This window comes from Halopseudomonas pachastrellae (assembly GCF_900114765.1).
Lineage (GTDB): Bacteria > Pseudomonadota > Gammaproteobacteria > Pseudomonadales > Pseudomonadaceae > Halopseudomonas > Halopseudomonas pachastrellae.
Genome location: NZ_FOUD01000009.1, coordinates 1 through 22,186 on the forward strand (window position 1 = coordinate 1; position 22,186 = coordinate 22,186).

21 protein-coding genes are annotated in these 22,186 nt (G+C 63.7%); 15 read left to right on the top strand and 6 right to left on the bottom strand.

Annotated features, from left to right (window positions below):
* A partial coding sequence (locus tag BM116_RS08345; protein WP_139222358.1) for a transposase occupies positions 1-264 on the bottom strand: 264 nt, incomplete at its 3' end.
* Between the two features lie 207 nt (positions 265-471).
* On the opposite strand from BM116_RS08345, the gene BM116_RS08350 reads away from it, so the two are divergent.
* Complete coding sequence (locus tag BM116_RS08350) at positions 472-1,482, top strand: class 1 fructose-bisphosphatase (RefSeq protein WP_083725851.1); 1,011 nt, start codon at positions 472-474, stop codon at positions 1,480-1,482.
* Positions 1,483-1,763: 281 nt separating this feature from the next.
* Here BM116_RS08350 and BM116_RS08355 read toward each other — a convergent pair whose 3' ends face one another.
* Both BM116_RS08355 and BM116_RS08360 read right to left on the bottom strand, forming a co-directional pair.
* Positions 1,764-2,537 (bottom strand): 2-keto-4-pentenoate hydratase, encoded by a 774-nt coding sequence (locus BM116_RS08355; RefSeq protein WP_083725849.1) that lies wholly within the window; start codon positions 2,535-2,537, stop codon positions 1,764-1,766.
* Positions 2,534-3,442 (bottom strand): TauD/TfdA dioxygenase family protein, encoded by a 909-nt coding sequence (locus tag BM116_RS08360; RefSeq protein WP_083725847.1) that lies wholly within the window; start codon positions 3,440-3,442, stop codon positions 2,534-2,536. Before BM116_RS08360 ends, BM116_RS08355 begins: the two co-directional genes overlap by 4 nt.
* Positions 3,443-3,567: 125 nt before the next feature.
* Here BM116_RS08360 and BM116_RS08365 point away from each other — a divergent pair, with 125 nt between their 5' ends.
* Entirely contained in the window at positions 3,568-4,638 is a 1,071-nt protein-coding gene (locus BM116_RS08365) for an AraC family transcriptional regulator (RefSeq protein ID WP_083725845.1), read from the top strand.
* Between the two features lie 108 nt (positions 4,639-4,746).
* A complete protein-coding gene (locus BM116_RS08370; RefSeq protein ID WP_083725843.1) occupies positions 4,747-5,085 on the top strand; it encodes a YegP family protein in 339 nt (112 codons plus the stop codon).
* Positions 5,086-5,088: 3 nt separating this feature from the next.
* Here the strand turns inward: BM116_RS08370 and BM116_RS08375 are convergent, their stop codons facing one another.
* Together BM116_RS08375 and BM116_RS08380 are read right to left on the bottom strand one after the other, a co-directional pair.
* Positions 5,089-6,000, bottom strand: coding sequence for an alpha/beta hydrolase (locus BM116_RS08375; RefSeq protein ID WP_083725841.1), 912 nt, complete (start codon positions 5,998-6,000; stop codon positions 5,089-5,091).
* Positions 6,001-6,013: 13 nt separating this feature from the next.
* Entirely contained in the window at positions 6,014-8,233 is a 2,220-nt protein-coding gene (locus tag BM116_RS08380) for a TonB-dependent siderophore receptor (RefSeq protein WP_083725839.1), read from the bottom strand.
* A gap of 193 nt (positions 8,234-8,426) precedes the next feature.
* Here BM116_RS08380 and BM116_RS08385 point away from each other — a divergent pair, with 193 nt between their 5' ends.
* The 10 genes from BM116_RS08385 to BM116_RS08430 all read left to right on the top strand — a co-directional run bounded on the left by BM116_RS08385 (position 8,427) and on the right by BM116_RS08430 (position 17,688).
* Positions 8,427-9,392, top strand: coding sequence for a helix-turn-helix transcriptional regulator (locus tag BM116_RS08385; protein WP_083725837.1), 966 nt, complete (start codon positions 8,427-8,429; stop codon positions 9,390-9,392).
* Between the two features lie 208 nt (positions 9,393-9,600).
* Positions 9,601-11,595 carry a TonB-dependent receptor gene (locus tag BM116_RS08390; protein ID WP_083725835.1) on the top strand — a complete coding sequence of 665 codons (1,995 nt, stop codon included), beginning with the start codon at positions 9,601-9,603 and terminating at the stop codon, positions 11,593-11,595.
* 24 nt (positions 11,596-11,619) lie between these two features.
* Positions 11,620-12,330, top strand: coding sequence for a DUF4198 domain-containing protein (locus tag BM116_RS08395; protein ID WP_083725833.1), 711 nt, complete (start codon positions 11,620-11,622; stop codon positions 12,328-12,330).
* The gene (locus BM116_RS08400) at positions 12,317-12,802 is read left to right on the top strand and encodes an HI_1622 family ECF transport-associated protein (protein WP_083725831.1); all 486 of its coding nucleotides are present in this window, start codon (positions 12,317-12,319) and stop codon (positions 12,800-12,802) included. The genes BM116_RS08395 and BM116_RS08400 overlap by 14 nt, the downstream gene beginning before the upstream one ends.
* A complete protein-coding gene (gene cbiM / locus BM116_RS08405; protein ID WP_083725829.1) occupies positions 12,802-13,416 on the top strand; it encodes a cobalt transporter CbiM in 615 nt (204 codons plus the stop codon). The genes BM116_RS08400 and cbiM overlap by 1 nt, the downstream gene beginning before the upstream one ends.
* Positions 13,413-14,072 carry an energy-coupling factor transporter transmembrane component T family protein gene (locus BM116_RS08410; RefSeq protein WP_169847244.1) on the top strand — a complete coding sequence of 220 codons (660 nt, stop codon included), beginning with the start codon at positions 13,413-13,415 and terminating at the stop codon, positions 14,070-14,072. Before cbiM ends, BM116_RS08410 begins: the two co-directional genes overlap by 4 nt.
* Entirely contained in the window at positions 14,069-14,701 is a 633-nt protein-coding gene (locus BM116_RS08415) for an energy-coupling factor ABC transporter ATP-binding protein (RefSeq protein WP_083725825.1), read from the top strand. The genes BM116_RS08410 and BM116_RS08415 overlap by 4 nt, the downstream gene beginning before the upstream one ends.
* A 7-nt stretch (positions 14,702-14,708) precedes the next feature.
* On the top strand, positions 14,709-15,182 hold the full coding sequence (nikR, locus tag BM116_RS08420; RefSeq protein WP_083725823.1) for a nickel-responsive transcriptional regulator NikR: 474 nt from the start codon (positions 14,709-14,711) through the stop codon (positions 15,180-15,182).
* 45 nt (positions 15,183-15,227) lie between these two features.
* Entirely contained in the window at positions 15,228-16,703 is a 1,476-nt protein-coding gene (gene amn, locus BM116_RS08425; RefSeq protein ID WP_083725821.1) for an AMP nucleosidase, read from the top strand.
* Between the two features lie 70 nt (positions 16,704-16,773).
* Entirely contained in the window at positions 16,774-17,688 is a 915-nt protein-coding gene (locus BM116_RS08430) for an SdiA-regulated domain-containing protein (RefSeq protein WP_083725819.1), read from the top strand.
* On the opposite strand, the gene BM116_RS08435 is transcribed toward BM116_RS08430, so the two are convergent.
* Complete coding sequence (locus BM116_RS08435; protein ID WP_083725817.1) at positions 17,685-18,995, bottom strand: serine hydrolase domain-containing protein; 1,311 nt, start codon at positions 18,993-18,995, stop codon at positions 17,685-17,687. The two genes, BM116_RS08430 and BM116_RS08435, sit on opposite strands and share 4 nt — an antisense overlap.
* Before the next feature lie 537 nt (positions 18,996-19,532).
* Here BM116_RS08435 and BM116_RS08445 point away from each other — a divergent pair.
* Positions 19,533-19,994 carry a (2Fe-2S)-binding protein gene (locus BM116_RS08445; RefSeq protein WP_083725813.1) on the top strand — a complete coding sequence of 154 codons (462 nt, stop codon included), beginning with the start codon at positions 19,533-19,535 and terminating at the stop codon, positions 19,992-19,994.
* Positions 19,991-22,183: a xanthine dehydrogenase family protein molybdopterin-binding subunit gene (locus tag BM116_RS08450; RefSeq protein WP_083725811.1), complete on the top strand. Its 2,193-nt coding sequence runs from the start codon at positions 19,991-19,993 to the stop codon at positions 22,181-22,183. The genes BM116_RS08445 and BM116_RS08450 overlap by 4 nt, the downstream gene beginning before the upstream one ends.
* Positions 22,184-22,186 lie beyond the last annotated feature (3 nt).

The window sequence follows — 22,186 nt, forward strand, 5'->3', positions numbered from 1 at the left end:
GGCAACGTTAACCTGAATCTCGCGCATTAACTGTCGTTCGCTGCGCACGCCGAACAGGTAGCCAATAAACAGCATCTTGAACAGAGTGACCGGGTCAATCGCCGGGCGACCGTTGTCAGCACAATACAGGTGCTGGGTGGCAGGACGAATGAACTCGAAATCAATGTGCTGGGCGATCTTGCACAGCAGATGGTCAGCTGGCACCAGTTCTTCGAGGGTGACCATCTCCAGCGCGTGTTGTTTGGGTGAAGGGGGGTTGAGCATCGGGTTGGCCTGCGATAAACGACAACCCATTAAACAAAAGCCCCCGCCTTTCGGCTAGGGGCTTTGTCAGCAGTCTGAGCCCCGCTTCGGCGGGGCTTTTTCGTTGTCAGGTCGCATTGTTGGCATTGCCGGGGCTATTCGGGAGGCGAAGCGCTGCCGGAGCGGGTAAACTGTGCGCGATTTTACATTTCTCTCCGGAGCTTGCTCATGTCCCGTGTATCTCTTAGCCGCTACCTGATCGAACAGACGCGCAGTCACAATACCCCCGCCGATCTGCGTTTTCTTATCGAGGTGGTGGCGCGCGCCTGTAAGGAAATCAACCATGCCGTTTCCAAGGGCGCGCTTGGCGGCGTGCTGGGCAGCATGGGCACCGAGAACGTGCAGGGCGAAGTACAGAAAAAGCTGGACGTGATCTCCAACGAGATTCTGCTTGAAGCCAACGAGTGGGGCGGCCACCTGGCCGGCATGGCTTCTGAAGAGATGGACAACGCCTACCAGATTCCGGGCCAGTACCCCAAGGGCGCCTACCTGCTGGTATTCGACCCGCTGGATGGCTCCAGCAACATCGACGTCAACGTCTCGGTGGGTACCATCTTCTCGGTGCTGCGCTGCCCCGACAAGTATGTCGAGCAGACCGGTAGCCTGGATGAGAAAGCCTTCCTGCAGCCGGGTACCGAGCAGGTGGCAGCCGGTTACGCCATCTACGGCCCGCAGACCATGTTGATTCTGACCCTGGGCGACAGTGTCATGGGCTTTACCCTTGACCGTGAAATGGGCAGCTTTGTGCTGACCCACGAGAACATGAAAGTACCGACCAGCACCGCCGAGTTCGCCATCAACATGTCCAACCAGCGTCACTGGGAAGAGCCGGTCAAACGCTACGTGTCCGAACTGCTGGCTGGCGAAGAAGGCCCGCTGGAGAAGAACTACAACATGCGCTGGATTGCCTCGATGGTCGCCGATGTACACCGCATCCTGACCCGCGGCGGTCTGTTCATGTACCCGCGTGATGCCCGTGAGCCCGAGAAGCCGGGCAAGCTGCGCCTGATGTACGAGGCCAACCCTATGTCGATGCTGATCGAGCAGGCTGGCGGTGCCGCGACCAACGGCAGCCAGCGCATTCTCGATATCCAGCCCGAATCACTGCACCAGCGTGTTGCCGTGTTCCTGGGGTCGAAGGAAGAAGTCGAGCGTGTTACCGGCTATCACCAGGGCTGAGCAGGAGCAGGCCAGCGGCTGTGGCGCTGGCCTGATGTAAGCATTTGCTTACGCGTTGTGATGGCGTTGGCCTATGGGCAGGCCCTGCGATGCTGCGTAGTATCAACCGTGCTAGGAGCATCGCAGGAAGCGACCAAAACAACAGGGAACAGGAACAGTGCCTTGGAGGCACCACGCATTAGGGATGATCAGGACTATTCTGCAAAACCTCGCCTCGGCGAGGTTTTTTCTTGCCTGCGATTTATGCGGGGATACGGCGGTGCGCATCCCGGTTTTACTGCCTAGCCGCTGAAGCGGCAGCTCAGGCTGCCCAGCGAGCCCATGTCTACTTCTGCCAGATCGCCAGCGGCAACCGGCTGGATACCGGCCAGCGCGCCGGTCATGATCACATCACCAGCGCGCAGCGATTGCCCGGCCGCGACCATCTGATTGACCAGCCAGAGCGCTGCATCGAGCGGGTTGCCCATACTGCTGCCGGTATTGCCGTTGCCGACCTGCTCGCCGTTAAGCTTCAGCACCACCGGCAGGTCATCCAGCGACAGGCTGTCTGCTGCCACGCATTGGCCCAGCACGTGAGCGCCAGAGGAGAGGTTGTCAGCGACCGCATCAGCCAGAGACTTCGGCCAGCCGTCGTAGGCTGAATCACAGACCTCCAGTGCGGGCATCACGCCTTCGAGCGCGGCGATCAGTTCCGCGCGATCAGCGACAGGATCTTCGATGTCGCGCGCCAGTCGCATGGCCACCTCAATCTCCAGCCGCGGCGCGATGAAATCAGCGTGCTTCAGGGTACTGCCGGCCTGATATTCGTTGGCCGCCAGGAGTACGCCGCGCAGCGGCTCGGCCACGCCAAGCGCCTGGCGGGCGCGGGCATCGGTCAGCCCGAGTTTGTAGCCGGCCGGGCGCTCACCCTGAAGCTGTCGTGTGATCAACGCGTGCTGTACCGCGTAGGCGGATGCCAGGTCGGTCAGCGCATATTCGCTGGCGATAGGGCCGCGGGGCGTGCCGCTGGCTCGGGCATCCAGCAGCGCCTGCGCGGCCTGTTCGATAGTGCTCATGCAGTGTCTCCTCGACTCGGCTGTTCGCCGACAACAGTGGTGCGGAACATCTCGCGGCGCTTGCCAAAGTAGTCTGAAATGGGCTGGTGCCAGACGCAGCGGTTGTCCCAGATCGCCAGTGTGCCCGGCGTCCAGCGCATACGGCAAGTAAAGGCCGGGGCCGCCGCCACGCTGAACAGGTAGTCGAGTAGTGGGCGAGATTCTTCCGGCTTCATACCAGCGATGCCGAGGGTATAGGCGGGGTTGGCGAACAGCACTTCACGGCCGGTTTCCGGGTGGCGAGTGATCAGCGGGTGGGTGCGCACATCATCATCGACGGCTTTGCCGTAGTGGATGTTCATGTTCTCGATGCCGTCGTTGTGACGGGCGTTGGGGCCGTAGCCAAACTCGGGGCTGTGGATGCCGTCGAGCTGTCGCAATAGGGCTCGCAGGGTCGGAGACAGCCACTCGCAGGCCAGATACATGTTGTTGAACAGCGTGTCACCGCCGCTTTCCGGTACATCGTGCCCGTACAACAGGGTAAAGGCGGGCGGGCGCTCCTGAAAGGACCAGTCGCTGTGCCAAGCGCCACCGAACACGAATGGATTGCCTTCGCCAGCCTCCTTGAGCACATGTACCACATGGGGATGATCGGCCATGGGCTGAACGTAGGGCTCCTTGCCGAATTCACCGAAGCGCTGGGTGACAGCTTCGAGCTGCTCGACGGTCAGGTTCTGATCGCGAATGTAAAGTACGCCGTGGTCCATCAGCGCCTGGCGCAGGGCAGCCTGGCCGGCGTCGCTGAGGTTGTTGAGGTCGATGTCGTAGATGTCGGCCCCGAGGGAGCCGGCAACCGGCACGGTGCGGAAGTAGTCGCTGGGGCGGGCCTGATTGTTTTTTGCGGTGGTGTAGAAGAACTCGGGCATGGCAGTCACCTGCAATCGTCTGTCTTGTTGTTGTTTGTGTTCTGCCAGGCAAGATTGCCTCTGCCAGCGATCTGTATCCATGATAGTGTCTGCCATGACATGACAATAACTGCCACGAGGCCTGCATGAACTGGCGTGAGGTACGCGATGCCACCAATGTGCGCTATCTGCTGCGCACGGCCCGCAACCTGGGCCTCTCGGTGGAAGCCTGTCTGCAGGGCAGTGGGCTGGATGAGGCGATGCTCGGTGCCGGGGGGCGAGTGCGGATTCAGCGCTGGCAGGAGCTGGCGGTCATCCGCAATCTGGTGGCGCTGCACCCAAAACCGGGGTTGGGTATTCGGGTCGGCGGGTGCTACCAGCTGACCAGCCTGGGGCTGCTGGGTTACACCATGCTGGCCTGTCGAAACCTGCACGAAGCCTTGCTGGTCAGCACGCAGTTTCGGGAGCTGACGCTGTCGATTTGCCCGGTTCAGGTGCTGCCGTTCGACGGCGGCGTACGCATGAGCCTGGATCACAGCGTGCTGCCGCTGGATGCGCAGGATATGGTTGCCGAGCGCGGCCTGGCGGTCTGGAAGCGTATTTTTGCTGAGTTGCTGCAGCGCCCCTTTGTGCCTGTGCGGGTTGAGCTGGCGTTGTCGCGCCCGGCGCCGGTTGAGTATTACCAGTCCTACTTCGAGTGCCCGGTGGTGATCGGTGCTGCCAGCAATGCTGTACTGATTGCCGACGCGGATCTTGCCAGCGAGCTGCCGCTTGCCAACGTGCTTACGCGCAACGCCTGCGCGGCCTTGTGTCGGCAGCTGTGCGACGGGCTGGAGGATGTGGTCTCGCCGCTGGCAAGGCAGGTGCTGCAGGTGTTGATCAGTCATTCGGGTAAGCTGCCGCTGGCGGCCGAGGTGGCGGCGACGCTGGGTATTTCCGAGCGCTCCCTGCATCGGCGGCTGGCGGCGGAAGGGCAGCCTTTTCGCCAACTGGACGAGCGGGTGCGCGGACGCTTGGCCGAGCGGCTGCTCGGTGATAGCGACCTTAGCCTGGATGCGATTGCTGTGCAGCTGGGGTACAGCGAAGCGGCCAGTTTCTCCCGTGCGTTCAAGCGTTGGACCGGGCTGGCACCCTCGCGCTGGCGAGCGGCCCAGCGCGAGGCTGGCCCAAGCCTGAATGCGCCTTCGATCACAGAACTTTCGTCTCCCTCCAGTTGATCGGCTCATTGGCGAGACAGCCGTCTGTTCCAGTCTATACTGGTCTGGTCGCCTGCATGCGCGCGGGCGCTTCAGGCAGTCCACCGACGTTGGATAAGGAGTTTTTCTATGGCTGGTTGGTATGAACTGAGCAAGAGTACGGACGGGCAGTTTCGCTTTGTCCTCAAGGCTGGCAACGCCGAAACCATTCTCACCAGTGAGCTGTACACCACGCGAGCCAGCGCCGAGAACGGTATCGCGTCAGTGCAGAAGAACTGCAGTGACGACGGGCGCTATGAGCGCAAGGAGGCGAAGGACGGGCGCCACTTCTTCAATCTCAAGGCGGCCAATCATCAGGTGATTGGCACCAGTCAGATGTATGCGGCAGCGGCCAATTGCGAGAAGGGCATCGAGTCGGTCAAGAACAACGGCACCAGCGATACCATCAAGGACAAGACGGATAGCTGAGTGTCACGGTGACGTTGGCTGCACGGCGAAGTCGAGAACGCGCAGACTGGTCACCAGGGCGCTGGCACCATGATCAGCGCCCGGAATCAGCAGCAGTTCGCTGTCCAGTTTCTTGCCGGTAAGCGGCTGCAGCTGAGTAAACAGCGCCTTGACGTTACTGACCATTCGCCGTTGGCGCAGCAGGGCAGTGCGTTGATCTCCTCCAGCATCGGCGGATGGCTCCTCTGCCAAGCCTACCGACAGCAGCAGTCGCAGTTTCCTTGGCTGGCCTTCGGTATTTCCCACAAATGACGGCACGGCTTCCAGCAGGCTGTGCTGGTCCCACCAGATCGATGGGCTGGCAGCGACATAGCCGCTGAAGCTGGCTGGTGAGTGCAGCAGCACATGCAGGGTGAATAGCCCGCCGTAGGAGTGACCGAACAGCGTCTGCCGTGACTGATCTACCGAGTACTGCGCGGCGATCAGTGGTTTGATCTCTTCCTCGATCACGCGGGCAAAGTCGTCGGCGTCACGCTGTCGGTCGGGTTCGACTTCAGTGTGGCGTGGGCTCGGGGTGTAGTCCTGCGCCCGGGCAGGCATGTCGTACAACCCCTCGACCGGATAGCCGATACCGACAACCAGCACGGGCTCGGCGCCGCTGCGTTCGGCGCGCAGGTCAGCGGCTCGCGCCTGCATCGCCAAGGCCGGGAACAGCGCGTTGCCATCAAGCACGTAGAGCACAGGCCAGCCTGCAGCTGGCGCAGGGGTGCTTGGTGCCGACACAAACAGACGATACCGGGTATCGGTGATACGCGATTGCAGATCACGCTGCACGCTCTGGCTCAGCTGCGCTGGCTGCCATTGCAGGGGGGCTGCGCTGGCAACTGGGGTGTTCAGAGCGGCGGCGGTCAGCAGTGTCATCAGCAGGCGTCTCATCGGCAGGCTCGGCTCAGAACGACGTGCTCAAGCTGGTGTAGAACGCCCGGCCCGGCTCGTTGTAGGTGTAGGCCCCGGCCACGTTGCTGTTACCCTCGCGATACAGTCGCTTGTCGAACAGGTTGCTGATGCCGGCGGTGACGCTCAGGTTGTCGCTGAAGGCGTAGCGGCCGCTAACACCCACCAGCGCATAGGGCGAGATCTCGCGGCGCGCGTCGCCGGTCAGCACATTGCCCTGGTAGTCGAGCTTGCCAGGGCTCTGCTTGCCGTACCAGGTCACGGTGGCCTGGGTCGAAAGTGGCTGAGTGACCTGCCAGTCGAGCGTCGAGTTGATGGTGTACTCGGGGATGATCGACAGCGGTTCGCCGGTCTCGCGGTTCTCTGAACGCAGCATCCAGGTGAAGTTGGTGTTCCAGCTGACCTGCTGGCTGACCGGCACGTTCAGGGTGCCTTCCAGGCCTTCGACGATGGCCTCGGGCACGTTGCTCCACTGGAACACATCCGCGTCGGCATAGCTCGGGTTGCTGCCGCCGGTTGCGCTGCTGACTACCGTGCGGCCGGACTCGATCTTGTCCTTGTAGTCGTTGCGGAACCAGGTCACGCCGGCCAGCCAGTCGCCGCGGCGAAATTCGATACCGATTTCCTTGTTGATGCTGCTCTCGGCGTCCAGGTCTTCGTTACCCATCAGATAGCATGAGCCACCGCCGCCCCAGCAGCCGTTGCCGCGGCTGTAAAGCAGGTAGTTGGGGTTGCTCTGGTACAGGTTGGGCGCCTTGTACGCGCGGGCAATGCCGGCTTTCAGGGTGAACTCGTCGTTGAGCGCCTGGGACAGGTTCAGCGAGGGGCTCCAGTTGCTGCCGGTCAGGCTGTGGTGGTCGAAACGCAGGCCCGGGGTAAGGGTGGTGCCGGGGCGCAGCTCGATGTTGCTTTCGACAAACAGCGAGGCAATCTGGGCGTCGGTCTTGGTGTCGCGGTCGGTACCGGAGAGGCCGGGCACCTCACCCGCTTCGGTGGTGGTCTGGGTGTTGGAGAAGGGGTCGTCCATGCGCTGATCAACCCACTCGGCACCCAGCGTCAGCATCTGGTCCAGCCAACCGTTGAGCGGCAGGTTGACCTCGCTGTGGGCGGTCAGGGTGTCCAGCTCGATAGTGCCGAAATCGGTGCTGGTGATGCTGCCTTCCGGACCGCCGGCCAGGCCTTCCTGTAGACGGCGGTTGCGGGTGTTTTCGTACTGCAGGTAGTTCAGCGTCGAGCCGAAGTCCCAGTCGCCATGGTGGGTGATGGCGTAGGTCTGGCGATAGATAATGTTGGTTTCGCGGCCAAGCCAGGGTGAGCGCCGAGCTTCCAGGGCGGCTGAGTCGACGTTGTTCATGCTGTCGCCTGCGTAGATGTTGCCCTGACGGCTGTAGCCGGCTTCCAGATCCAGCGTCTGGCGGTCGGTCAGCGCCCAGCTGAGCAGCCCGTTGATGTCCTTGTTGCGCACGCCCTCACGTCCCGCGGTGGCTTGATTGGGCACGGTGTGGCCGTCGTTGATGTCCGCGTCGTCCATCTCTGATTTGGCGACGTTGCCGTACACGCGGTAGGACAGGTTGTCTGTCAGCGGGCCGCTAAGGCCAAAGTTGGCGCGTTCGCTACCGCCTTCCTCGTCATGTTGGGCGAAACTCTTGTACAGCGTCAGGTTACCGTGATGCTCGGCCTGTGGGCCCTTGGTAATAATGTTGACCACGCCACCAGCCGCACCGTTGCCGTAGCGCGCCGCTGCCGGGCCGCGCAGCACTTCAATGCGTTCGATCTGCTCGGCAGGTACCCAGTTGCTGTCGCCGCGGGTGTCACGGTCGCCGCGCCAGCCGTAGCGCACCGAGTTGCGCGAGGTGACGGGTTTGCCGTCGACCAGAATCAGGGTGTTTTCCGGGCCCATGCCGCGGATGTCGATCTGGCGGTTGTTACCGCGTGCGCCGGAGCCACTGTTGCCGGTCAGGTTGACGCCAGGCTGTTTGCGCAGCAGCTCGGCGATGTCGTTCGCCGGGGGCTGGCGGGCGATGTCCTCGGCGTCAATGATAGAAACGCCGGGCGCCTGTTTCAGTTCTTCCTGGGCGGTGGCAATGACGTCCAGGGTCTCCAGCTCCAGAGCACCGCCGGTCTGCGCATGGGCAACGGGCAGGCCCGTGGCGAGTACCACGGCGGCGGCGAGCTGGCTTGGACGAAAGCGGAAAAGATAGCGTGCCTGACTCATCGGCAGATTCCTTTATGAAGACCCAGGGGAGGCGACTGTTTGGCTGGCAGAGTCACCGATTATATTAATGCGAACTATTTGCGTTTGATGTACGCGGCGGGTAGTCTGCCACAGCGCGGTGCTGGCGCGCTTTGCGCGGGCGTCAGCTTTCTTTGTCCGGCAGTCATCTTTGCGCGATGCCAGGGGGTAGCAGGTGGGTCAACGTCAGGACACGGTCGGCGCCAGCGAACTGGTGCGGCGTATTGGAGCACAGGTGCAGGTGTCGGCGCAGCAGGCAGGTAATCAGCTGTTTCGCGGGCGCCTGAGCTGGCAGCGGCTGCGCTCTGGGTTGTCGCTGCACTGCTCTGACTGTGTCGAGCTGGAGGACTTTTCAACCAGCGTCGAGGTGGACCCCAAGCTTATTCTGGTGCTGTTCCTGCAGGGCCGCAGTGATGTCAGCTATGACGACCGCGCACCGCACTTTGACCACGACGCTCGCCGCCCCGAGGGCATGGCGGTCACCCTGACCGAGCCAGCCACCTTCAGTCGCCGTGCACGTCGCGGCCAGCATATCCGTAAACTATCGATCAGCATGACGCCAGACTGGTTCGAAGGCGGCGGCTTTGACGCCCAGCGCAGCCTCAGGGCGCTGCTGGGCGGTGCCAACAGTCATCTGCGTGTTCAGCGCTGGCTACCTTCGCCGCGTGCGCTGGCGCTGGCTGAAGCCAGCATGCATCAGCAGGCCGACAACCCCTTGCTGGCGCATTTGCAGCAGGAGAGCCGCGCGCTGGAGCTGGCCCACGAGGTGATTGCCGGCCTGACCGGTGAAGGTGTCGCCGTGCCGGACAGCCTGCGTCCACACGAGCAGCGACTGATTGCCCGGGTACAGGATCTGCTGATCAGCGATACCGCCGATGGCTGGTCGCTGGAGCAGATCGCCCACGAGGTTGGCACCAGTGCCAGTACCCTGCAGCGGCAGTTCAAGGCTGCGCAGGGCATGTCCCTGTTTGCCTGGCAGCGCCAGCGCAAGTTACAGCAGGCGTTTGATGCTCTGGCTGCGCGCACCCTGTCTATCGAAGAGGCTGCTGCCCTGGCGGGGTATGGCAGTGCGGCCAACTTTGCGACGGCGTTTCGGCGCGCCTTCGGCAGCACGCCACAGCAGGTCCGGCGGTTTCTCTAATCTTTGCCCGCTTATGGGGCGCAAAGCGCTTCGGCGCTCTTTTTTGGTGCGAATCATGCGTGTCCACAGGCCTTTCGCGCGCCTGTAGCCCCCTGAAACCGATAATCTGGCACTTGGTGTGAACTTTGCTAATTTGTTCATACTGATGCTCGCTTGCCCCTGTATCTACGGCTGGGAGGTATCGCTACTGCCCGTTTAAGGATGTCTCATGCTGTTTCCCCGTCTCACGCCGCTAGCGGCTGCTCTGCTGATGCCCCTGCCGGCGCTGGCCACCTCTGAACCGGTCTCGTTGGCCAGTATTACCGTCAAGGGTCAGGCCATGGCCGATACGACTGACCAGGCCTATTCGGTTACCCATCTGCACGCTGATGACATCCGTGGCGAGCATGTTGATCAGGTGCAGAGCCTGTTGCGCAAGGTTCCGGGCATGAATGTCAGCACGCTGGGGCTGCCCGGAGTGGCCGACAATATCTCGCTGCGCGGCTTTGGCGCCGGCGGGCACGGTGGGGACATCGGCTTTGTTGTCGATGGCATTCCGCTCAACGAAGCCATGTCCCACGCCGATGGCTATGGCGACCTGAACGTGATCATTCCGCTGGAGCTGGAGCGTATCGATGTGCTGCGTGGCCCGGTATCGGCGCTGTACGGCAACTACAACCGGGCCGGCACGGTCACGCTGCAGAGCCGCCGGGGCGGTAACTACCGCGATCTGGACATCAGCGCGGCGGAGTTCGGCAAGCTGGACCTGCAGGCCGCCGGCGGCGTTGAGGCCGAGCGTCAGCGCGTTAACCTCGCAGTGCAGGCAGTCCATGATGACGGTTTTCGCGACCAGTCGCAGGCTGACCGGCAAACCCTGGCCGGGCGCTGGGCGCTGGATGTGAGCCCTGATCTGGAGGTGGCCCTGTCCACCCGGCTGCATCATGCCGAGGCGGATAACCCGTCCTACCTGCCCTACGCCGATTATCAGCGCGACCCCTATGGCGTTTATAGCGAGGTGCAGAACGACGGTAGCGAGAAAGAGTTCAGAACCCTGCGCCTGGATGCCAACTATCAGCTGAGCGATGAGCTGCGCCTGTTGAGTTTTGTCTACCACACCAGCCAGGACTTTAGCCGCTGGTTTACCCGGCCGGTCAGCGGTGTCTGGACTCAGCGTGAAGAAACCTACGACCGCGACGTGCTGGGCGGCGGCTTCAACCTCAATGGCGACAGCCTGCTGGCGGGCAGGGCGCTGACCTGGGTCAGCGGCATCGAGACTTATCGTGAACGCACCGATTATCTGAAGTACGAAGACACCCAATACCGCCAGCGGGTCGGGCTGCCGGAGCTGGATCGCCGCTTCAGCCTGAGTAACCTGGCGGCCTTCGGCGAGATGCAGTGGCAACTGCACCCGTTGTTCATGCCCAGCCTGGGTCTGCGCTGGGATCGGTTTACCGGCGACTGCGATCTGCAAGGCGCGCAAACCAGCACGGCGGACTGCGAGCGCATGTCGGCGGTCAGCCACACCAGCCCCAAACTGGGCATTCGCTCGCAGCCGCTGGATTGGCTGGAGCTGCGTGGCAGCTGGGCCGAAGGCTTTGCCATCGCGCCGGATACCGCCAAGTACGAGCTGGGTGCGGGCAGTGTGTCGCCCAACGTGTTCCGGCAGATTGAACTGGGTATGAGCCTGACATGGCGTGACCTGGGCCTTGATTTGGCGACGTACCGCATCGACTCCAGCGATGAGATTGGTCGCAACCCGGCCGGTGATTACGAGAACTTTGGCGAGACCCGCCGCCACGGCGTGGAAGTGGCTGGCTACTGGTATCTCACCGACAGCCTGGATGTATCGCTGGCCTGGGCCACGGCGCAGTCGGAGATTCGCAAGCACCGTGACGCCAGCCTGGAAGGCAACCGGGTGACCGGTGTGCCCAGCCACACCACCACCGCGCAGCTCAACTGGCGCCCGCTGACGCACTGGGAAACCAGCCTGACGCTGCGTGATATCGGTGATTACGCGGTCAACGCCAGCAATCAGCTGGTCGATGGCGGCTACCGCGTGACCGACCTCTCGCTGGCCTATCAGTTTCCGGGCACCCCGGACTATCGCGCCTACCTGGCGGTGGAGAACCTGACCGACAAGGTCTATGCCTCCACGGTCTCCACCATCGGGTATGCTACCGGCGCGCCCCGTCGCGTCAGTCTGGGCCTTCAGGCCAGTTTCTGACTTCAGCGCATAAGGAGTTTGATCATGTTTTACCCTCTGCGCCGCCTGCTTGCGGCAACCAGTCTGGCCCTGTTCAGCCCCTTGGTCAGCGCCCATACCGTCTGGCTGGAAGCGACTGACAGCGCGACCGACTATGCGGTGCGCTTTGGCGGCCATGCTGGCGTGTTGGAAGATTTTCCGCCGGCCAAACTGACCGAGATTCGCGCCATCGACGAGGCCGGTGAGCCGATCAACGTCGCTCGTCAGGATCTCGCCGCCGGTGTACGTCTAAAGACCGCTCAGCCAGCCTCCCTGTTGACCCTGACCTTCGACAACGGCATCTGGAGCCGCCTGCCCAGCGGCCGCAGCGAGAACCTGCCGATGGATCAGGTTGAGGGCGCCGAGTCGGCGGTCAATGCAGTCAAATACCACAAGTACATCGCACGCTGGGATGCTCAGGCCAGCCAGGCGCAGGGCCAGCCGTTCGAACTGGTACCGCTCAATCAGCAGGCACCCGCCGCCGGTGAGCCGCTGCGCCTGAAGGTACTGATCAACGGCCAGCCGGCGCAGGGTATTGCCCTGGCCTTTGGCGAGGAAGGTGACGATGCCGTCAGTGACGCCGAGGGTGTCGCGGTGCTGAACGCGCGCGCCGGCGTCAATCGTATCTGGTCTGGACAGCGACTTGAGGTGGCGAACAACCCCGCCTACACCCAGCTAAGCACCGAATACAGTCTGGTGTTCCATGCGCAGGATTGAGCTGCAGCTTGCTGCGCTGTTGGCGCTCTGGCTGTCGGCCTTTGCCGTGCAGGCCCACGGCCTGGATGTAATTGCCCAGCACAGTGATGGCCAGGTGTCTGGCCTGGCCCTGTACACCGACGGCACACCGGCGCAGGCGATTTACGTTGCGCTGGTCGCGGCCGAGGATGCTACGCAGGTACTGGACGAGAGCAAGACCGATGGCGAGGGCCGCTTTGTGTTTGCGGCGCGCGCCGGTGGCGGCATGCGGGTCATTGTTGAGGGCGAGGAGGGGCATCGCGCCCAGGCGCTGGTCAGCGACTTGCCGGCCAGCGGAGGCAGTAATGCGACCTTGTTGCTGCTGCGCGAGGATATCGCCCGCCTGCAGCAGCATATGTGGTGGCGTGATCTGATTGGCGCTATCGGCTACCTGGTCGGCATTGTCGGTCTGTGGGCGTTGTGGCGCAGTCGTCAGAGCGGGCGGGTGCGCTGATGCATATCGCTGAAGGTGTGCTCAGTCTGCCGGTGCTGGCCGGTTGCGCCGCCTTGTCGGCGGGCTGTGTCGCCATGGGTGTGCGCCGCCTGGACGAGACTCGGATGCCGCTGGCGGCGCTGCTGGGCGCAGCCTTTATGGTCGCCAGTACGCTGCACATGCCGGTTGGCGTGGGCAGTGTGCATCTGATCCTCAACGGCCTGGCCGGTCTGCTGCTTGGCTGGGCGGTGTTTCCGCTGTTCTTTGTTGCTCTGTTGCTGCAGGCGGCGTTGTTCTCCTTTGGCGGCTTTACCGTGCTGGGCGCCAATCTGCTGATCATGGCCGCGCCTGCGTTGCTCTGCCATCTGCTGCTGGCGCCGGCGCTGCGGGGCGAGCCCAGCCGGCGTCGGTTGCTGCTGGTGGGTGCCGGCTGCGGTGTAATCGGCGTGGGTGGAGCCACGGTGCTGGCGGCCCTGTTGCTGAACCTGAGTGGTGGCAGTCTGTTTGATCATCTGGTTGGCATGCTGGTGCTGTCCCATGCGCCGGTGTTTGTGGTCGATGCCCTGATCAGCGCGCTGGCGCTGAACCTGTTGTGGCGCATGCTGCCGGATATGACGCGGGAGCTGTGTCCGTGAGTGCGTCGCAGCGGTTACTGCTGGCCGTGGCCGGGGCGCTGGTCGGGGCCCTGTTGCAGCAGACCTGGCAACTGCTTGCGTTGCTGGTGGTGGCCGTGGCTGCGCTGCTGTGCGTGGCGGCGCTGCGCCTGGCCTCGCCTGGCTGGCTGCTGCGCCGGGTGGCGCTGTTGAATGTCTTTGTGGCGCTGGTCTGGCTGACCTTGCCCTGGCAGTGGTCTACAGGCGCGCTGAGCTGGAGCGAGGCGGGTGTGCAGGCGGCGCTGCATATCAGTTTGCGCAGCAACATCGCCGGGCTGTTCTGCATCGCCTTGCTGGCCGGTATGAATGCCTTCGAGGTGGCCGCGGCCGCCGCGCGTCTGGGCATGCCGACGCGGCTGGCCCAGCTGTTATTGCTGACGGTGCGTTATCTCAGCGTGCTGCAGCAGACCCGCCAGCAGGTGCAGCGAGCAATGCAGGCGCGGGGTTTTCGGCCGCGCTGCAACTGGCGCACGGTGGAGGTGTTGTCATTGCAGGTGGCGCTGATCCTGGTGCATGCGCTGCTGCGCGCCGAGCGGGTGGCGCAGGCGATGCAGGCGCGGGGGCTGGCGCAGCGCCTGCGTGAGCCCACCCAGCCCGTTGAAGCGCCGGGCCTGCCGGCCAGGCAGGAGTGGCGATGAGTGTACTGATAGAGGCGAGCGGGCTGCGGCTGGCGCGCGGCCCGCAGCGCCAGCTCGCGTTACCCGACTTTGCCCTGCATGAGGGCGAGCGGCTGTGCCTGGTGGGGCCAAGTGGGCGTGGCAAGACCAGCCTGCTGCACGCGTTGCTGGGGTTTGTGCCGCTGCAATCAGGCAGTCTGCAGGTGTTTGGCCGCGCGCGCAGCCGCGAGGCGGACTTTGTGCCGCTGCGCGGGCCGCTGGGGTTGTTGTTTCAGGACCCGGTCGATCAACTCTTTGGCCCGACCGTGGCCGATGATGTGGCCTTTGGACCGCGCAACATGGGACAGGACAGCGCGCAGGCCGGCCAACTGGCGCTGCGTACCCTTGCCGCGCTGCAGCTCGAGCACTTGGCCGAACGGCCGGTGCAGCAGCTATCCGGCGGTGAGCAGCGGCTGGTGGCGCTGGCCGGGGTGCTGGCGATGAGCCCGCGGGTGTTGTTGCTGGATGAACCGAGCAACGGCCTGGATGAGGCCAGCTGCGAGCGACTGTTTGCCTGTTTGCTCGACACCGGCTTGCCGATGCTGATTGCCAGCCACGATCAGACACTGGTACAACGTCTGGGAACCCGGATTCTGACGTTGCCCGCATGAGGACCCCATGGAACGCATCACCATTTCTCTGGAAAGCGAACTGGCCGAGGCGTTTGACGCGCTGATCGCCGAGCGCGGTTACCGTAGCCGCTCCGAGGCGATGCGTGACCTGCTGCGCGCCGAGCTGGAAAGCGCCCGCCAGGCACAGGAACCGAGCGAGTACTGCGTGGCCGCCCTCAGCTATGTCTACCATCACCACCAGCGTGAACTGGCCGAGCGCCTGGCTCGCCATCACCACGAACACCATGATCTGAGCGTATCCACGCTGCTGTCCTATATTGACCATGATCACTGCCTGGCCAGCTCGATCCTGCGCGGCCCCACGCAGCAGGTACGCCAATTGGCTGAGCGCATCATGGCCGAGAGCGGCGTGCGGCACGGTCAGCTCAATCAGGTGTCTCTGACAGAAGATGACCACGAGCATCAGCACGTCGGTCACGACCACAGCACCCGACACAGGCACCTGCGCCCGTTGAGCTAGTACCGCCGTGTCGTTTGCCCCTGAACACCCGAACAGAGGTTTGCCGTGAACCCAGCTTGCCCCGATGATTTTGTAAAGGTTGACTCTGCCGAGGCCGCTGTCGACCGTCTGGCTGCCCTGCACCAGCAGGCCACCAGCGCGCTGCGCAGCGCACTGAAGCAATACCTCAAGGATCGCACCAGCCCCGGTGCCGACCGTTGCGCTTTCCGCTACCCGGAGCTGCGCCTGACCTATCACTGCCAGGGTGAGGTGCCCAGCAGCGTGCGCGCCTACGCCAAGGTGCAGGTGCCCGGCACCTACGCTATCACCGTGACCCAGCCGGAGGCGTTTCGCAATTACCTGCTGGATCAGCTGCGGCCGTTGATGTCCGACTTCACCGTGACCGTGGAGGTGGGTCCGAGCCAGGCCAATATCCCTTACCCCTACGTGGTCGAACAGGGCGACGAGCTGGGCGCCTCGGGCGTGACCGCCGCCGAGCTGGCGCGGGTCTTTCCGAGCACCGACCTGTCTGCCGCCAACGACAGCACCGCTGACGGCCTGTACGACTGGGAAGACCGCGACCCGCTGCCGCTGTCGCTATTCGACGCCGCGCGCACCGATTTCTCCCTGCGTCGACTGGTGCATTACACCGGCAGCGACTGGCGTCATGTGCAGCCGTGGATTCTTTTGACCAACTACCACCGCTACGTGGATCAGTTCATTCGCCACGGCCTGGACATGCTGCAGAGCGACTCGCGCTTTCAGCGCATGGTGCTGCCGGGCAACGTGGTGGTCGAGCGGGGTATGTCCGAGGGCGAGATGCAGGCGATCATCGAGTCAGTGGTATGGCACCGCTTCCAGATGCCGGCCTATCACCTGCAGGGCGCCAATCCGGCCGAGGGCATTACTCTGGTCAACATCGGCGTAGGGCCGTCCAACGCCAAGAACATCACCGATCATCTGGCGGTGCTGCGCCCGCACTGCTGGCTGATGATTGGTCACTGTGGTGGCCTGCGGCAGTCGCAGACCATTGGCGACTATGTGCTGGCGCATGCTTACATGCGCCGCGACGGTATCCTCGACCGGGTGCTGCCGCCGAACATTCCACTACCGGCGCTGGCGGAAGTGCAACAGGCGCTGCAGCAGGCGGCGGCCGAGGTCACCGGGGAGCAAGGTGATGATCTCAAGCGTCGCCTGCGTACCGGTACCGTGCTGACCTATGACGACCGCAACTGGGAGCTGCGCTGGGCCCAGGAACGCCCGCTGATCAACCAGGCGCGCGCCATCGCGGTGGATATGGAAAGCGGCACTATCGCCGCCCAGGGCTATCGCCTGCGGGTGCCCTACGGCACGCTGCTGTGTGTCTCGGACAAGCCGCTGCACAGCGAGATCAAGCTGCCGGGCGCGGCGGGTGTGTTTTATGAGCGCGCGGTAACCCAGCACCTGCATATCGGTATTCACGCGCTGGAGCTTATGCGCAGCCAGCTCGATTCGCTGCACTCGCGCAAACTGCGCAGCTTCGACGAGCCGCCGTTCCGCTAAGCTGCCCGCACGTTCACACGGCTGTCATGCCGGTGGCGCATCATGCCCGGTCTATAGACCGGGAGTGGATATGCACACTGGACATGACAGCCTTGTATCGTCCGCACCGCGCTGGCGGTTGCGCAGGCGCGCACTCACACTGCTGACCCTGTTGGCGGCCCTGCTGGCGCTGTCGGTGCTGCTGGTTGGCTGGTTGCGGCCCGCTGCGCCGCTGCCGCCCTCAGCGCTGTCACTGCAGGATTTTCGCGTGACGCTACCGGGCGTGGCAGTCGCTGGCATTGGTGATGATCTCTCAGGCATTACCCACGACGGTGACCACGACCGCCTGCTGGCCATTACCAACTCCGGCCCTGAACAGATGCTGGTGCTCGACCGTCAGGGCAGCCTGCTGGCGCAACATGCGCTGATTGGTTTCAAGGACACCGAAGATCTGGCCTGGCTCGGCGATGGCCTGCTGGCGATTGTTGAGGGGCGCGTACAGCGCATCAGCATTCTGCCCCTGCCTGTCGCGGGTGAGCCGCTGCGCCGCGCTGACGCCCGCCAACTCACCCTGGGCATCGGCCTGTCGGACGACAACAAGGGCTTTGAAGGCATCGCCTATGATCGCGGGCGCGATCTGCTGTATCTGGTCAAAGAGCGCGACCCGCAGCGCCTGTATCGGGTTGCCGGGCTGCGCAGCACACTGCAGGGCAACCTGCAGCTGGATGTGCAGGACCTGACCGCCTGGATTGATGACGCCGGGGTGTCCAGTGACCTCTCGGCCATCACGGTCGAGCCGCGCAGCGGTCATCTGGTGCTGCTCAGTGATGAGTCGCGCTTGCTGTTCGAGCTTGGCCCGCAGGGCCAACTGCTGAGCCAGCGCTCGCTCGGGCGGGGTGTGGGCCTGCAAGAGCCCATACCTCAGCCCGAGGGCGTGATTCTGGATGATCGCGGCGAGCTGTTTGTCGTCAGCGAACCCAATCTGTTCTACCGCCTGGCGCGCTAGCGCGCGTTCAGGTAGTTAGCCAGGGCGGCGTAAGCGGGCAGCGACACCGGGTCATTGGCGCCGTTGGCGGCCACCGGATTGGACGCAAAGCGGGCGATGACCATCTCGGCCTTGGGGTCGACGTAGATGGTTTGCCCGTGGATGCCGCGTGCGGCAAACATGCCCTGCTCCTCACTAGCCACCCACCACATGTTGCGGTAGCTCCAGCCGGGGAGCGTGGCGCAGCCGGCGCCGGCAAACTTGGCCGGATCTCCGCCGGTGCGGATATCGGCCACTACCGCCTCGGGCACGATCTGCTGGCCGTTAAACCGGCCGTTGTTGCGCATCGCCTCGCCAAAGCGCGCCATGTCACGCAGGCTGGCGTTCATGCCGCCACCGGCAAACTGGGTGCCCACCTGATCCACCACAATGTAGGCATCCTGCTCTGCGCCCAGCTTGCCCCAGATACGCTGCTCCAGCAGATCGGCAAAGGATGTGCCGGATGCGCGCTGCACCACCCAGGCCAGGACATCGGAGTTGACCGTCTTGTAGGCGAAGGCGTCGCCGTGTTGCCCCTCGGCTTGCACCTTCTGCAAGAAGGCGTACAGCGAGGTCGCTCCGCTGTAATCAGCCGGGCGCGGAATCAGGTTGCCGGCGCGCGAGTACTCCCAGATTTCGGCACTGGGGTCGGAGTAGGTTTCCGAATAGCGAATGCCGGTCGTCATGTCCATCACCTGACGTACGCTGGCGTTGCCAAAGCCGCTGTCGGCCAGCTCCGGTACATAGATGGCAACGCTCGCCTGCGCATCCAGCACGCCTTCTGCCACCAGCATGGCGGCCAGGGTGCCAATAAAGGATTTGGTCACCGAGAAAGCCATGTGCGGTCGGTCTGCCTGCAAGGCGCCAAAGTAGCGCTCGTAGACCACCTTGCCGCGATGCAACACGAGAATGCCGTCGGTGTAGTTGGCGTTCAGCGACTGGGCCCAGGTCATCTTTGTGCCATCGGCCAGCTGAAACTCGAGTGCGTCGATGTCCTCGCGCGGCGCCTGCGGCAGCACGCTGACGGCAGTGCCGGCGCGGCCTACAGTCGTGGTGGGTAGCAGTTCACGAATGTGCGAAAAGGCCCAGCGTGTGTGCGGAAAGCGCAGGTAGTTGCTGAAGGTTATCTGCTTGTCGGCGGCCGGCGGAAAGCCTTGCATCCAGCCCATGACCTGCGGGTCGCTGGCCTTGGCGTCAAGGGGCGTGCTGGCTGCGTTGGCCGGTCCGCAGAGCAGGCCGGTCAGTAGCAGCGTGAGGGAGGCGCGCTGCAGGTGCGTCGTTCGTGTCATGAAACCTGTCCTTGTTCATGTTGTTATTAGGTGTAGCTCCAATGACAGTATTGAACACCCGCAGGCGGGCCGTCCAATGGCTCTGGAGCTGCTGCGACTGTTGGCCTTTTCGGGCGATCACGCAAGGCTTCCATGGTTTTGTGCTATCAGCTTGTTTGTTGTGCTGGTTATCCTTTCCTTTATCTGTCTGTTGTTTGGGCATTGGGTAGTGGTGCTATGCAGTCTCGTGCTGCCTCATCTGGCGCTTATGGCCATTCGCTGTCTCATGGGTGCTACAGAGCTGCTAGATTAAGGAGGCATTGATTGATTCCACGCGGCGTTTGCTGCTTCGTTGCGCGTTGCAATCGGGGCGTAGCCTTACCGCCAGGCCGTGAGCCCTGACTGCCGCAAGCGCGGCACAGTGTGCGGCCGGTTTGAACCCTTGAGACTGCTCGCGTTCAGACCTGTACCTGCACGCGTTGGCGTCTGCGCAGGCGCGCGAAAAGATCGCGTCTGCGACTATAAAAACCAAGAAACCCGTAGCCTGACGAGGTTCCAATGATTCAGTTATCCGTGAACGGTACCCAGCATCAGCTGGACGTGCCTGATGATATGCCGCTGCTCTGGGTGGTGCGTGACGTGCTGGGGCTGACCGGCACCAAATTCGGTTGTGGCATAGCCCAGTGCGGTGCCTGTACCGTGCACCTGGACGGCGAGGCTGTGCGCTCTTGCGTGCTGCCGGTCAGCGCCGTTGCCGGGCGCGCCGTAACCACTATCGAGGCGGTTGGGCAGTCTGCCCTCGGCGCGCAGGTCCAGCAGGCCTGGCTGGCCCATGAGGTGGTGCAGTGCGGCTACTGCCAGTCCGGTCAGATCATGTCTGCGACTGCCCTGCTGCAGCGCCAGCCCAAGCCGAGCGACGCCGAGATTGATGCCGGCATGGCGGGCAACCTCTGCCGCTGCGCCACCTACACGCGCATCCGTGCGGCCATCAAGGACGTGGATGCCGGAGGTGCCGCATGAGCCAGTCAGGCAATGGCGTATCGCGTCGCCGATTTTTGCAGGGCTCTGGCGCGGCACTGGGAGGGCTGGTACTCAGCACCTGGCTGCCGGGCTTTACGCCGCACAGCGTGGCGGCAGAGGTAACCGCCGCCGGGCGTCTGGGGGACCAGGCGCCGCGTGGTTATGGAGCCTATGTGCGGGTTGGGCATGACGGTCTGGTAACGGTCATTTCGCCCAAGATTGAAATGGGGCAGGGCGCCCACACCGGGATCGCCATGATGGTGGCCGAGGAGCTGGAGGTGCCGCTGTCGGCGGTCAGCGTTGAGGACGCACCGCCGGATTCCGAGCTGTACGTTGACTCGCTGATGCAGTTTCAGGCTACCGGTGGTTCAACCTCTACACGGCATTCCTGGCAGCCGCTGCGTGAGGCCGGAGCAACCGCGCGGCTGCTGCTGGTTCAGGCCGCGGCGGCGCGCTGGGGGGTAGACGTCGCCCAGTGTGAGGCGCGTGATGCGGTGGTGCACGGACCTGCCGGGCAGCAGTTGCCCTACGGCGAACTGGTCGATGCCGCCAGTGCATTGCCGCTGCCGGAGTCGGTGGTGCTCAAAACGCCGGATCAGTTCCGTCTGCTCGGCACGCCCGCGCCCCGGCTGGATACGCCGGCCAAGGTAAATGGCAAGGCGCAGTTCACCATCGACTTGCAGGTGCCGGGCATGCTGGTGGCCTCGACCCTGACTTGTCCTGTATACGGCGGCAAGCTCAAAGCGGTTGACGCCAGCGCAGCGCGGCAGGTGCCGGGCGTGCGCGATGTGGTCACCCTGGAAAATGCCGTGGCGGTCACCGCGACCAACTACTGGGCGTGCCAGCAAGGGCTCAAGGCCCTGGCGGTAGAGTGGGACCTGGGTGAGCACGCGGGCATCGACTCCGAGCAACTGGATAACGCCCTGCACAGCGCCAGCAGCAAGGACGGCGTAGTGGCGCACAGCAGCGGTGACATCGACGCGGCGTTGAGTGGCGCGGCCAGCACCTTTGAGGCGGTCTACGAGCAGCCCTTCCTGTCGCATTCACCGCTGGAACCCATGACCTGCGTGGCGCAGGTGCGCTCGGACGCCTGCGAGCTGTGGGTGGGCACCCAGGTGCCGGCGTTCGCCCAGCAGACGGCGGCAGCGGTGAGCGGCCTGCCGCTGGAGCGCGTGCAGGTGCATAACCAGTTGATCGGCGGCGCCTTCGGCCGGCGGCTGGACTTTGACTTCATTACCCAGGCGGTGGCGATTGCCAAGCAGGTTGATTATCCGATCAAGCTGATCTGGAGCCGCGAAGAGGACATGACCCATGACCTCTATCGCCCGCACTATGTTGATCGGCTGACTGCGGCAATCGATGCCGAGGGCAAATTGCAGGGCTGGCAGCACCGTATCGCTGGCGCCTCGGTGCTGGCGCGCTACGTCGGCAGCCTGCCGGAAAACGGCGTGGATGGCGACGCGGTGGAAGTGGCCATCGACCCGATCTACGCGCTGGACAGCCTGCAGGTCAACTACATCCGCGAGGAACCCAAGGCGATTCCGGTGTCCTGGTGGCGCGGGGTTGGTCCGCTGCGTAGCACGCTGGCGCTGGAGTGCTTTATCGATGAGCTGGCACACAACGCGGGCAAGGACCCGGTTGAATATCGGCTGGCGCTGATGGATCAGCACCCGCGCGCGCAGGCGGTCCTCAAGCTGGCTGCCGAGAAGGCCGACTGGCAGACGCCGTTGCCTGCCGGGCAGGGCCGGGGCATCGCGGTGAGCGCGGTGTTCGGCAGCTTCGTTGCGACCGTTGTCGAGCTGCAAGTGCAGGCGGACAAGGGCGTGCGCATCACGCGTCTGGTCAGCGCCATCGACTGCGGTCTGGTGACCAACCCCACCTCGGTGCTGGCGCAGATTGAGGGCGGCACCCTGTTCGGTCTGTCGGCGTCGCTGTTCAACGAGATTACCCTTGAGCGCGGGCAGGTACAGCAGAGCAACTTCCATAACTACCGGCAACTGCGCATCAATGAGGCGCCCGGCGTTGAGGTGCACATTGTGCCCAGTAGCGAAGATCCGGGCGGGGTAGGTGAGACCGGTACCGCGCTGATTGGTCCGGCACTGCTCAATGCACTGGCTGCAGCCAGTGGCGAGCGCCTGCGCCGCTTGCCGCTGAGCCGCGCTGGATACTTCCCGGTAAAAGGAGCCTGAGCC